Genomic DNA, 12,429 nt, shown 5'->3' with positions numbered 1-12,429 from the left:
TTTAATTATTTTTGTTGATTAATTTTTCTTTTAATATTAAAACGGATGTTATTGTTTGATTTAAAAATTCTACGTAGTCACTATGAAAGTCCAAATCAAATTTTTCTATTTCTTCTAAGTCATGGTTCATGTCTTCTTTAAATTGTTTCACTTCTGAGTGTAAATCTCTTTGATGGGTCCATGTAGAAATCATTTCGTCAATACTTTGAATGATACTGTCTGGATTTAGGATAAAATACTTTTTACGATCTCCTATTTTTGTGAAATACGTTATTTTATTAGATCCTTGTAAATGGGTTAAATGTGTAGAGATGGTACTTTTACTAGCACATAACTTTTCAATTAATTCCTCAAACGTAGTTCCCTTTTTACCATTTAAGATGATATAACTCTTTATTCTTGCAGCTACTGGAGCTATTTTTTCTTTTTGTTCAAAATGTACTCCTAGCTTTTCTATAAGTTGACATCGCTTTTTATCTTCTATCATATCTTATTTTTTAAGTTCTTTTGTTTGCAAATATATATTAAGTTCGGATAAAACCGAACTAAAAGAACATGAAAATTTAGTTTGTAAATATATTGTAACATTTGTTTATGCTTGTCCAAAAAAAACTGCTTTGTGTCTATACAATATCCTTGTTTATCTATTACACACTTTAAAACATGCTAGAGAGCTAAAAGATGTCATGTCCTTTAGAGCTTAAACTAGGCAAAGAGGTTGAGCTAAAAGACAACTTAGTACTATAAAATGCTTTATCGATAGAATAGGGGGTTCCGTAGATTTAATATAAGGGAGTGTCTAGAGTGCTAGGGCACAATATAGGTTTGTTGCAATTTTGAATCATCAAATAGATTTAGAAATGAAAAAACAACTTATCCTTATCGCATTGTTTTCCTCGTTGCTGTTATCGGCACAAACGGTAAAAGAGGAGCTAAAAGTATGGTCTTTGCAAGACTGTATAGAGTATGCATTGGAGCATAACATTACTATTAAAAATGCCAAATTGACTAAAAATACAGCGGAAAACAATTACTCACAATCCAAATCACTTTGGTTGCCAAGTGTAAGTGGTAGTGTTTCGCAAAATTTAGCCAACGGAAACTCCATTGATCCTATTACGAGTGATTTTGTAACAGAGCAAATTCATGCAACCAATGCCGGAATTAATGCTTCTATGACTTTATATCAAGGAAATCAAATTCGCAACCAAGTAGATCAAAGTAAATTATTGGTACAACAAAATTCGTTTTTTGTAGAGGCTGCTAAAAATAATATTGAATTGAGTGTGTTAGAAGCTTATGTACAAACTCTATACGCTAAAGAAGGAATTTACATTGCAGAAAACAATTTGGATGCTTCTTTAAAAGAAGTAGAAAGAACAAAGTCTACTTATGAGGCAGGAACCATTCCGTTAAGCGATTATACAAACGCACAATCGCAAGCAGCTACACAACAATACAATTTAATTAATGCTAAAAACAATTACGAACAACAGTTGTTAGTTTTAAAACAATTGTTAGAATTAACACCTTTAGATACTTTACAAATTAAAGAAATTAAAAACGATGAAATACATACGGAATTGTTAGTGAGCAAAGTATCTGTTTTTAATACGGCTTTAGAAACTTTGCCAGAATTAAACGCAAGTTTAATGCAAGTAGCTATAGATAAAAAGGATTTAGACATTGCCAAAGGTGCATATTTACCTTCTTTAAGTTTATCGGGGAGTATAGGTTCTGGTTATTCTAGTAATAATGATTCTCAGTTTTTTGATCAAATAGATGTCAACTTTAACCAAAAAATAGGATTGACGTTAAGTATTCCCATCTTTAATAAAAATCAGACCAAAACAAAAGTAAAGAATGCTAAAATTACAATTGAAAAATCTGAATTAGCGTACCAGACTACTAAAAAAGAATTGTTTCAAAAAATAGAAACCGCTTGGCAAAATTCACAAGCATCACAAGAACAATTAGTAGCGGCAGAATCTGCTAGGGTTGCGGCTAAGGAATCTTACAAACTAGCTCAGAAAAAACACGAGTTAAATGCATTAAGCACCGTAGACTTGGTTATTGCTCAAAACACCTATACCAATGCAGAACAGAATTACTTACAGGCCAAATACCTAAATATTTTATACCATCAATTACTTCAATTTTATCAAGGAAACGACATTAAATTATAATCAAAATGAAAAATAAAAAAAACATACTTATAGGGAGCATAGTACTAATTGTAGTTGCTGCTGTTGGATTTAGTTTATTAACAGGAAACAAACCTGCTCCTATAGAGGTAAAAACCATCAAAGCAAAAAAAGAAAACGTAACTACCATGGTTACAGCTACAGGAACTATAGAGCCTATTACGCAGGTAGAAGTAGGGACACAGGTATCTGGAGTGGTAGAAAAAATATACGTTGACTACAACAGTATTGTAAAAGAAGGGCAGTTAATTGCCGAGTTGGATAAAACCAATTTAAACCAAGCAACCATACAAGCACAGGCTGCTTATGACAATGCGATAAGTCAAAAAAACTATCAAGAAATTATTTACAGCAGGCAGAAAACATTGTATGACAACAAGGTAATTAGCAAGTCTGATTATGATGAGGCTTTGTACAATTATGAAACCGCAAAAGGAACCGCTATTCAACGTTTGTCAGATTTAGAAAAAGCAAAAACCAATTTAAGTTATGCCAATATTTATTCTCCTATTGATGGAGTGGTATTGTCTAGAGACATAGATGAAGGACAAACCGTTGCAGCTAGTTATAGCACCCCAACACTTTTTACCATTGCACAAGATTTAAAAGAAATGCAGGTAGAGGCAGATGTGGATGAAGCAGATATAGGAGAGGTAAAAGAAGGACAACGTGTAACGTTTACGGTAGATGCTTATCAAGGACATACTTTTAATGGTGTGGTAACACAAGTTCGTTTAGATCCTACCATTACCTCTAACGTAGTTACTTATACAGTCGTAATCAAAGCAGACAATCCCGATTTAAAATTAAAACCAGGATTAACAGCAACTACATCTATTTATACTTTAGAATTAAATGATGTATTATCTGTAGAGGCCAAAGCCATCAATTTTAAACCAACACCTGCGGAGTTAGCAACGTATAACGAACAACAAAATATTGCATCATCTACAAAAGAAAGACCAGCGGTGAGAACTCCAAAAAAATCAGGAAGTTCAGTTTGGGTGTACAATAGCAATGGAGAAATTAAATCCCAAAAAGTAACCTTAGGAGCAAGCGATGGTGTAAACGTACAAATAGTAGACGGAATTTCTGAAGGAGATAAACTAGTCTATAGTTTAAAAAGTGTGAATCCTGCTGATGCAAAATCACAAGGAGGAAAAGAAGAAAGTCCATTTATGCCACAAAGACCAGGAGGTAAAAAATAATAAACTATCATGACAAAAGAAATTATAAAAATAGAAGATTTAAAGCGTGAGTTTACCATGGGAACAGAAGTGGTTCATGCCTTAAAAGGTGTTTCTTTTTCTATAAAAGAAGGAGAGTTTGTCACCATTATGGGATCTAGTGGTTCGGGAAAAAGTACCATGCTAAATATTTTAGGTTGTTTGGATCAGCCTACTTCTGGAATTTATGAAATTGATGGGGTAAAAGTCAAAGATTTAACTAAAAATGAATTGGCAACCATCCGTAACGAAAAGATTGGGTTTATTTTTCAATCTTATAATTTACTAGCAAGAACATCAGCCATAGAAAATGTGGAATTACCGCTTTTGTACAACAGTAAAGTCTCTACAGAAGAACGCAGAGCAAGAGCTTTAAAGGCATTAGAAATGGTTGGTTTAGGAGAAAGATTACATCACACACCTTCTCAACTTTCTGGAGGTCAACAACAACGTGTGGCTATTGCTAGAGCTTTGGTAAACAATCCTGTAATGATTTTAGCCGATGAAGCTACAGGGAATTTAGATACCCGAACATCGTATGAGATTATGACCTTGTTTCAAGAATTAAACAGACAAGGAATCACCATTACTTTTGTCACACACGAACCTGACATTGCTATGTTTAGCAGTAGAACGGTGGTCTTAAAAGATGGAGCTGTGATAAAAGATGCTAAGAATAACAACATACAATCGGCAGCGGCAGAATTAGCCAAACTTCCTAAAGAAAATCATTAATTATGAGAATATTAAACCTATTAAAAATAGCCTTTAAAGCCATTGTGCTGAACAAAGTAAGAACTTTGCTAACCATGTTGGGAATTATTATTGGTGTAGCTTCTGTAATTGCCATGTTGGCTATTGGAGAAGGTTCTAAAGAAAGTATTCGCACCACCATTTCTGCCATGGGATCTAATATGATTACCATTCAGCCTGGAGCAGATACTAGAGGACCTGCAAGAGGAAGTGGAGGAGATGTACAAACGTTAACGCTTAAAGATTATGAAGCGATTAAAGAACAATCTAATCTATTAAGTTATATCACTCCGGTTGTGAATGGTGGTGGCCAAGTAATTAATGGAGCCAACAACTGGCCAAGTACTATTTATGGTGTCAATCCAGAGTATTTAAGTATTAAAGTAGTGGGGTTACAAAGCGGAAGTATGTTTACGGATATTGATGTACAAAAAGCTTCTAAAGTAGTGTTGATTGGTCAAACCGTAGTTGACAATGTCTTTCCTGATGGAGAAGAACCTGTAGGAAAAATGATTCGTTTTGATAACATTCCTTTTAAAGTGATTGGAGTTTTAGAAGAAAAAGGAGAAAATACATTTGGACAAGATCAAGATGATGTGGTGATTGCTCCTTTTACAACAGTACAAAAACGTATTCTAGCTATAGATTATTTAAATCAAGTAATGGCATCGGCAATAAGTGAAGAGGATGCTCCAGAAGCAGTAACACAAGTCACTGAAATTTTACGTACGCAACATAAATTGATGGATCATGAGGATGATGATTTTAGTGTCCGTTCAATGGAAGAATTAATATCAACCTTTAGTTCTACCAGTGAAATGTTAACAGTATTATTAGTAGCCGTTGCCAGTATTTCTTTGTTGATTGGTGGAATTGGAATTATGAATATTATGTATGTATCCGTAAAAGAACGTACCAAAGAGATTGGACTAAGAATGGCCGTAGGAGGGAAAGGCTCTGATATTTTAATGCAGTTTTTAATAGAGGCTATTTTAATTAGTATTACGGGTGGAGTTTTAGGAGTGTTATTAGGTTTAAGTGCTACCTTTTTGATAGAGCAATTTTTACATTGGCCTACAAGTGTTGCCATGTATTCAATTGTCATTTCTTTTGCCGTCTGTGCTGTAACGGGTATCTTTTTTGGATGGTATCCTGCAAGAAAAGCAGCAGCTTTAGATCCTATCACGGCTTTGCGTTATGAGTAAGCTATAGGTGTCTGAGCAATTTGTAATAAAATACTCCCAAAATATTACGGTCTTCGAGCGGAGTCGAGAAGTACAGGGAATCGGCATTCGAACCAAGGAAACATATTAGTTCTCGACTGCGCTCGAACACCCTTTAATATAATAACTTATACATACTATATTACGTGTTATATATTTTCAAGGTCTCTGAGTAGTTTGTACAAACATATTCTCAAAATATTATGGTCTTCGAGCGGAGTCGAGAAGTAGAATGCTTAAAAAGATAAAATAATTCTTATCTTAGGGTAAAAGATGGCTGGATACGTATACATATTGCAATGTTCTGATGGAACATACTACACCGGAAGCACTAGGGATTTAGAAAAAAGATTAGCAGAACATCAATCAAAAAAAGGAGCTAATTACACAAAAACTAGATTGCCAGTGACCTTAGTATTTCAAGAATATTTTTTAAAAGTAGCTGATGCTTTTTATTATGAAAAGAAGATTCAAAAATGGTCACATGCTAAAAAGAAAGCAATGATTGAAAACAATTGGGAACTCTTACCTGTGCTTTCAGAATGTAAGAATAACACACATTTTAAAAATAAAAATTAGGGAAGCATTGAGAGTCCAACCATAATAGTCTTCAAGCGAAGTCGAGAAACAAAATGTATGGGCATTTAAACCAAGGAAACATATTAGTTCTCGACTGCGCTCGAACCCTATAATATGATGACTCATACATACTAGATTACGTGTTATATATTTTCAAAGTCTCTGAGTAGTTTGTACAAACATATTCTCAAAATATTATGGTCTTCGAGCAGCCCGCGCTGAGCGGAGACGAAGTAGAGTCGAGAAGTAGAATTCTAGTAAATTCATAAATCTATAGCAATATATTGAGTTCTCGACTGCGCTCGAACACCGTGTGTTATAATATGTTGAGTTTTTAAGTACACACATAAAAAGTTCATCAAACTACCAGTGCTAAACGTTAAGGTCTTACGAGCGAAGTCGAGAAGCAAAATGTATGGGCATTTAAACCAAGAAAACATGTTAGTTCTCGACTTCACTCGAACACCCTTTACAATAAAATGACAAGTTCTCTACTCCACTCAAACACCGTATAAAAAGTATTAGATACTAATAAGGCATACTTCTGTTTCTAACCCTTGTGTTTCAATCGGGAAAAGGCATACAGTATCAACACAAGATACATTCACAAGGTCTATTAAAAAATAGTTTAGGTTTGTCATGATAAAATTGTTTTTACGAACACAAAAGTTGTTTAAGTAAATAATAAAGAGGAGTTAAATTGTAAAAACATCAGAATTCAATACTAATTTAATACCTACAATTAATAACAATACTGCAAATCCTTTTTTTAAGGTTGCTGCAGGTAATTTATGTGCCAATTTTGCACCAACACGAGCGGTAAAAAAGCTAGCAAAACTCAAACAAATAAATGCGTACATGTGTACAAAACCAAACACCCCATTAGGCAAAGAGTCTTTTATATTGGCATCTACAAATTGTCCAAAGTACAAAAATCCAATAGCACCCGCAGTCGCAATAGGCAAGCCACAGGCAGCCGATGTACCTACTGCATTCTGAATTTTTAATCCATAATTGCTCAATATCGGAACCGTTAAAGTACCTCCACCAATACCAAAAATTGCAGAAACCATTCCCACAAAACCTCCTAAACTAGTTTGTCCAACAGGTGAAGGGAGTTTGCTTAAATCATCTTCTTCTAGGCCTTTATTTTTTACAAACAACATTTTTAATCCTATTAAAAAAGCACCTACTCCAATAACTGCTTGAAGCGAATTACCGTTAATCATAGAGGCAATACCGGCACCAATTAAAGAACCAATCACCAATCCTGGTGCCATGCGTTTCCAGACATTCCAGTTAACCGCACCTTTGCTATTGTGCGCTCTTAAAGAACTAATAGAAGTTACAATAATAGTGGCTAAAGAGGTACCAATACCCATATGAGTAAGTGCAGCTTGAGGAATTCCTTGTGTTGTAAAAATGTAAATTAATGCGGGTACAATAATCATACCTCCACCAATTCCAAACAAACCTGCCAATAAGCCAGCAAAAGCACCAGTAATTAGATAGTAAAGAATAAATATATCCATAAGTAAATTGTATTTTTTATTGTTGATGGGTTTCTAATGAATGTTCTAAAATTTTGATTAGCATCTTAATAAAAGAAACCCTTATGATGATTTTTAAAATAAGATTATAACGCAAGTTCTTTACGGATAATTTCTGCTCCTGCACTTAAAGCACTCAACTTAGCATTTGCGATGTTTCTAGGCAAAGGAGCCATACCACAATTTGTACAAGGGTAAAGGTTTTTTATATCTACAAACTCTAATGCTTTGCGTAGCGTAGCAGCTACTTCTTCGGGTGTTTCTATGGTGTTAGTAGCTACATCAATAGCACCAACCATTACTTTTTTACCACGAATAAGTTCTAATAAATTAAAGGGTACATGTGAGTTATGACACTCTAAGGAGACAATATCTATGTTAGATTTTTGAATTTTAGGAAAAATTTCTTCGTATTGTCGCCACTCAGAACCCAATGTCTTTTTCCAATCGTTGTTTGCTTTTATTCCATAACCATAACAAATATGTATAGCCGTTTGGCAGTGCAAACCTTCAATGGCTCTTTCCAATACTTGCATTCCCCAATCGTTTACATCGTCAAAAAACACATTAAAAGCAGGTTCATCAAACTGAATAATATCTACTCCTGCATCTTGTAATTCTCTTGCTTCTTCATTCAGTACTTTGGCAAATTCCCAAGCCAATTTTTCTTGGCTTTTGTAATGATCATCATACAAAGTATCTACCATAGTCATAGGTCCAGGTAATGCCCATTTGATAAGTTGATTTGTCTGTTTGCGTAAAAATTTAGCATCCTCAACAAAAACGGCTTTTTTACGTGCAATTTTATCTACAACAACAGGAACACTAGCCTCATAACGGTTACGAATTTTTACGGTTTTACGATTTTTAAAATCGACACCACTTAAATATTCAATAAAAGTAGTCACAAAATGTTGACGTGTTTGTTCACCATCACTAATAATATCTAGCCCTGCCAATTGTTGTTCTTGCAAAGAAACACGTAAAGCATCTTGTTTTCCTTCAAGCAATTGATTTCCTTCTAATTTCCATGGAGACCATAGTTTTTCTGGGGGTGCAAGCCAAGTAGGTTTGGGTAAACTTCCGACTGTTGATGTGGGTAATAATTTTTTCATAATAAAATAATAAGGTGTTTTTTTTAATTAAAGAGAGCTATTTGCAGACCACTGTTCTAGAATACTTTTGTAAGGCTTTATAAAATGCTTTTCTGCAAACTTACCTTGTTCAATAGCCAACTGACTACGCTCTTCTCGGTTGTAAACAATTTTTGTTAAAGAATGATCCTGATTTTTTAAACTAGGCTTGTAACACTGTCCGGCTACAGAATTAGCATTGTAAATTTCGGGTCTATAAATTTTTTGAAAGGTTTCCATGGTACTAATCGTACTTATCAATTCAAAGTTGGTATAATCCGCTAATAAATCACCAAAAAAATAAAAAGCTAAAGGAGCAACACTATTTTGGGGCATAAAATAACGAACTTGTAAGCCCATTTTTTTAAAGTATTCTTCGGTTAAAGAGGATTCGTTAACGTGGTATTCAAAACCTAATATAGGATGTTGGTTTCCTGTACGATGATAAATTTTATTGTGTGACACACTTAAACAGATCACCGGTAATTTGGCAAAGTTTTTTTTGTAACTCTCAGAATTCACAAAAAACTTAAATAGATTGCCATGTAATTCCCCAAAATTAGGAGGGATGCTAAAGTTATCCTTATTCTCGTTGTGTTCTAAAAGCAACACACTAAAATCATAATCACGCACATAAGAAGAAAAGTTGTTCCCAACAACACCATCTATACGTTTGCCTGTTTTATGATCAATAATAGATGTTTTTAAAACCTCAATAGATGGGAATGTTGTGCCATTCCCCTCAATATCTAAATCTACAGAAACAATTTCTAGCTCCACCGAATAACGATTGTTATTAGGATTGTCCCAAGTAGCCAAATCATTAAAACGATTGTTCATCATACAAATAGTATTGCGTAAGTTTTCTTTACGATTTGCTCCTCTTGCCAAGTTTGCAAAATTGGTGGTTGTACGTGTGCTGTTGGCTGGAGTATAGTTTTCGTTAAAACAAATACTCTTTAGTGTGAATGCAATATTCTCCTGTTTGTTTGTTTTAGCGTTTTCTAATAATGTTGTTTTCATTTGATGATTCTATTTGGTGTTTCATTCTGTAAAATTGAATATAAAAGATGAATTAATTTAATTTGTGTATAAAATCAGATAATTAATCTATTTGGTGTATTTTTACAGATAATTAATCTTTTATAGAGTGTAGAAATGAAAAAAACAGATAATTTTTCTGTAGAAAGCTTAGATTTAATTGACTTGGAGTTGCTAAGAGTGCTTCAAAAAGATGCGAAATTGACAACTAAAGAAATAGCAGCCCGTGTAAATTTATCTCCAACTCCTGTTTATGAGAGAATCAAACGGTTTGAAAAAGAAGGTTTGATAGAAAAATACACGGCGATTGTAAATGCAGAAAAAGCAGGTAAAAATTTAACGGTATTTTGCAATATCACGTTAAAGGAACATACCAAAGAAATAGGGAATAGGTTTGTTAGAGATATTGTTTCACTAAAAGAAGTGGTTGAGTGTTACAATATTTCTGGAGACTACGATTTTTTATTAAAAATTATGGTCAAGGATATGAAAGATTATCAATCTTTTGTAATTAACGAGTTAGGTTCTGTAAAAAATATTGGTAGTGCACACAGTACCTTTGTTATTGGGGTGATAAAACACAATTATGCTGTGCCTATATGATGGATTACGGTTGATGAATATAGTTTATTGCGTAGTTTAGCTAATAAAATAATTAATTATATATGGTTTTTGGTGCAGACATTTATTCCTTACTATAGGGAAATCCAACTTTGTCAACAAGTTCAAATTTCCATTTATTTTTTTCATTATTCCATCTTTTTGTATGACTTCTTAATTGAGCAACATCATCGTTATATTTAATTATAACCTTTGGATTTTCCTCTCTGAATTTTTTGTATGTGCCTTCAGTTTTTAACTTTTCAACAAACTGCCAACTTTTAATTTTACTTTCAATACTCTCTCTTTCTTTTTGTTTTCTCCATTCCCATTCAACTCCATTTTTAATTAGAAGTTTCCCTAGCATTTCTTCTTTTTCTGAACTTAGTAAGTCATTTCTACCCTCTCTATCTTGTTTGGTTTTAAAAGACATTTGGTCACTTAGCCAATGCCCAATATATGTTTTTTGTGAAGGAACGGTTTTGTTATTTATTTTGATATTGTAATATTTTTCAAGTTCTTTCAAAGTATCTTTCCATTCATCATCTTTTGCACGGCCATACATTTTACTATCATAATCCCAAATGAAATTTATAGATTTCATCCTCTTTTCTTCGTGAGTAGTTAGTAATGGTCCATAATTTTTATTTCCTTTTCTTCTTTGTTTTTGCCAAGCACACCATCTACCAATTTCATAATAAGGATGGTATTTATTTTTAAATTGTGGGATATAAGTATAATCAGTATCAGGGCTTACTTTGTTTTTATGTTCTACTAATTTATTAAAGTTTTTTTCCCATTCGATTACTCTTTTATTCTCTCTACCAATACCATCGAAAGGAAATTCTGCTTCGAGTAACCTTTCAAAACATTCAAAAGGCAGTGAATTTGTCTCTTGATTGTATAAACCGTGCATTTTTTGATACCATCTGAATAATTCTTTGTCCTTTGCGTGTTTACTTACTATTCCATCAGGTCTTTTAGCTTTTTTATATAAAATATATCTATCTAATAACGTATCAAATTTTTCTTTATCGTTTTCTGTGAACTTTTTGTCATATTCATATCTCTTTTTAATTTCGTGGTCGTCCTTGTCATTTTCATTGTCTTCATCATTATTTCCATTAGATAATAGACCTCGTTTTTTTAAAATTTCTAAATAATCGTATGAAAGCAATTTTAAATTTGGTGAAGAAAGGTCGAGGAGACTTGAATAATAATCTTTAATTTCAGTAAGTGTATTTAAGTCATCTAACTCAAGGTCTAATTGTATTGATGCTTCCACATTTAAATTAATTGCTCGATTTGTAAGATTTGTAGAACCAATGATTATTCTAGAAACTTCTTTACCCTCAAACAAGAATAATTTTGGATGATAAATTTTCTCGGGAATTGATTCATCATAATAAATATATGTTTCAATATTCTCATTTAATAAAAACTCAAGAGCTTCTTCACTAGTAATATTACCATTAATTCCAATAAAGAATTTGATTTCTTCGAAATTTGATTTGGCTATTTTAAGCTTTGACTTTAAGGGCTTAATTCCAGAAAGGGTTGCAAAAGCAACAAATCCATAAATTTTTTTGTATTTTTTACTTTCAAAAGATTCAGCAAGTTGTTTTCTGACATTATTTTTTTTATCAGAACTAAGTCCGTGTCCTAAGAAAGTTGTTTTCATTTACTGTTGTTTTCTTTGTAAAACTACCTATAATAAGTAATTAAAGAAAGGCATACTTTTCCACAAACAAGTAAAGTTTTTAACAAATGTTATTTATTGTCACTTCCAGTTAATTACGAAATGTAATGGAGTCACGAGTATCGAGAAGTATTATTATACTAGTTAACCCTGTTCTCGATACATCCTGAAACGAGTTCAGGACACTCGAACTGACAAGGTTATCGACTCCGCTCGAACACCGTGATTAGATCGTTGAAAAATTGAAACAATAAGGTCATCGAGCGAAGTCGAGATGTGAAATCTTAACTGATTGTAAAAGTACTCTACTGTTCTCAATACTTCTTTTACTTCTGTTTACTACAGCAAAAGAAACTCGAACTGACAGGGTTCTCGACTTCGCTCGAACACCGTGATGAGATCGTTCAAAAATTAAAATAAT

11 protein-coding genes are annotated in these 12,429 nt (G+C 33.1%); 6 read left to right on the top strand and 5 right to left on the bottom strand.

Annotated elements, in window-relative coordinates; translation table 11 throughout:
• Nucleotide 1: 1 nt before the first annotated feature.
• The gene (locus FHR24_RS14495; protein WP_167190549.1) at nt 2-487 is read right to left on the bottom strand and encodes a GbsR/MarR family transcriptional regulator; all 486 of its coding nucleotides are present in this window, start codon (nt 485-487) and stop codon (nt 2-4) included.
• 373 nt (nt 488-860) lie between these two features.
• Here FHR24_RS14495 and FHR24_RS14490 point away from each other — a divergent pair, with 373 nt between their 5' ends.
• From FHR24_RS14490 to FHR24_RS14470, 5 genes are all read left to right on the top strand, one after another.
• Nucleotides 861-2,186 carry a TolC family protein gene (locus FHR24_RS14490; protein ID WP_167190546.1) on the top strand — a complete coding sequence of 442 codons (1,326 nt, stop codon included), beginning with the start codon at nt 861-863 and terminating at the stop codon, nt 2,184-2,186.
• 5 nt (nt 2,187-2,191) lie between these two features.
• Nucleotides 2,192-3,412 (top strand): efflux RND transporter periplasmic adaptor subunit, encoded by a 1,221-nt coding sequence (locus FHR24_RS14485; protein ID WP_167190543.1) that lies wholly within the window; start codon nt 2,192-2,194, stop codon nt 3,410-3,412.
• Nucleotides 3,413-3,421: 9 nt separating this feature from the next.
• A complete protein-coding gene (locus FHR24_RS14480; RefSeq protein ID WP_167190540.1) occupies nt 3,422-4,165 on the top strand; it encodes an ABC transporter ATP-binding protein in 744 nt (247 codons plus the stop codon).
• A gap of 2 nt (nt 4,166-4,167) precedes the next feature.
• Nucleotides 4,168-5,388, top strand: coding sequence for an ABC transporter permease (locus tag FHR24_RS14475; protein ID WP_167190537.1), 1,221 nt, complete (start codon nt 4,168-4,170; stop codon nt 5,386-5,388).
• A gap of 291 nt (nt 5,389-5,679) precedes the next feature.
• Nucleotides 5,680-5,985 carry a GIY-YIG nuclease family protein gene (locus FHR24_RS14470; protein WP_167190535.1) on the top strand — a complete coding sequence of 102 codons (306 nt, stop codon included), beginning with the start codon at nt 5,680-5,682 and terminating at the stop codon, nt 5,983-5,985.
• 695 nt (nt 5,986-6,680) lie between these two features.
• Here the strand turns inward: FHR24_RS14470 and FHR24_RS14465 are convergent.
• The 3 genes from FHR24_RS14465 to FHR24_RS14455 form a co-directional block, all read right to left on the bottom strand.
• Complete coding sequence (locus FHR24_RS14465) at nt 6,681-7,517, bottom strand: sulfite exporter TauE/SafE family protein (RefSeq protein WP_167190532.1); 837 nt, start codon at nt 7,515-7,517, stop codon at nt 6,681-6,683.
• Nucleotides 7,518-7,621: 104 nt separating this feature from the next.
• Nucleotides 7,622-8,650 carry a methionine synthase gene (locus tag FHR24_RS14460; protein ID WP_167190529.1) on the bottom strand — a complete coding sequence of 343 codons (1,029 nt, stop codon included), beginning with the start codon at nt 8,648-8,650 and terminating at the stop codon, nt 7,622-7,624.
• Nucleotides 8,651-8,677: 27 nt separating this feature from the next.
• The gene (locus FHR24_RS14455) at nt 8,678-9,691 is read right to left on the bottom strand and encodes a DUF1852 domain-containing protein (protein ID WP_167190526.1); all 1,014 of its coding nucleotides are present in this window, start codon (nt 9,689-9,691) and stop codon (nt 8,678-8,680) included.
• 135 nt (nt 9,692-9,826) lie between these two features.
• Here FHR24_RS14455 and FHR24_RS14450 point away from each other — a divergent pair, with 135 nt between their 5' ends.
• Nucleotides 9,827-10,312, top strand: a complete 486-nt coding sequence (locus FHR24_RS14450; RefSeq protein WP_167190523.1) for an Lrp/AsnC family transcriptional regulator — start codon at nt 9,827-9,829, stop codon at nt 10,310-10,312.
• A gap of 82 nt (nt 10,313-10,394) precedes the next feature.
• On the opposite strand, the gene FHR24_RS14445 is transcribed toward FHR24_RS14450, so the two are convergent.
• On the bottom strand, nt 10,395-11,990 hold the full coding sequence (locus FHR24_RS14445; RefSeq protein WP_167190520.1) for a phospholipase D-like domain-containing protein: 1,596 nt from the start codon (nt 11,988-11,990) through the stop codon (nt 10,395-10,397).
• Between the last annotated feature and the right edge of the window lie 439 nt (nt 11,991-12,429).

It is taken from the genome of Wenyingzhuangia heitensis (assembly GCF_011762155.1).
GTDB classification, from domain to species: domain Bacteria; phylum Bacteroidota; class Bacteroidia; order Flavobacteriales; family Flavobacteriaceae; genus Wenyingzhuangia; species Wenyingzhuangia heitensis.
This window is presented reverse-complemented; position numbering and strand designations above follow the sequence as displayed.

What these genes read in the sequence shown, in the direction of transcription:
- FHR24_RS14495 (WP_167190549.1), bottom strand. Translation starts at nt 487, where the DNA reads ATGATAGAAGATAAAAAGCGATGTCAACTTATAGAAAAGCTAGGAGTA.
- FHR24_RS14490 (WP_167190546.1), top strand. Translation starts at nt 861, where the DNA reads ATGAAAAAACAACTTATCCTTATCGCATTGTTTTCCTCGTTGCTGTTA.
- FHR24_RS14485 (WP_167190543.1), top strand. Translation starts at nt 2,192, where the DNA reads ATGAAAAATAAAAAAAACATACTTATAGGGAGCATAGTACTAATTGTA.
- FHR24_RS14480 (WP_167190540.1), top strand. Translation starts at nt 3,422, where the DNA reads ATGACAAAAGAAATTATAAAAATAGAAGATTTAAAGCGTGAGTTTACC.
- FHR24_RS14475 (WP_167190537.1), top strand. Translation starts at nt 4,168, where the DNA reads ATGAGAATATTAAACCTATTAAAAATAGCCTTTAAAGCCATTGTGCTG.
- FHR24_RS14470 (WP_167190535.1), top strand. Translation starts at nt 5,680, where the DNA reads ATGGCTGGATACGTATACATATTGCAATGTTCTGATGGAACATACTAC.
- FHR24_RS14465 (WP_167190532.1), bottom strand. Translation starts at nt 7,517, where the DNA reads ATGGATATATTTATTCTTTACTATCTAATTACTGGTGCTTTTGCTGGC.
- FHR24_RS14460 (WP_167190529.1), bottom strand. Translation starts at nt 8,650, where the DNA reads ATGAAAAAATTATTACCCACATCAACAGTCGGAAGTTTACCCAAACCT.
- FHR24_RS14455 (WP_167190526.1), bottom strand. Translation starts at nt 9,691, where the DNA reads ATGAAAACAACATTATTAGAAAACGCTAAAACAAACAAACAGGAGAAT.
- FHR24_RS14450 (WP_167190523.1), top strand. Translation starts at nt 9,827, where the DNA reads ATGAAAAAAACAGATAATTTTTCTGTAGAAAGCTTAGATTTAATTGAC.
- FHR24_RS14445 (WP_167190520.1), bottom strand. Translation starts at nt 11,990, where the DNA reads ATGAAAACAACTTTCTTAGGACACGGACTTAGTTCTGATAAAAAAAAT.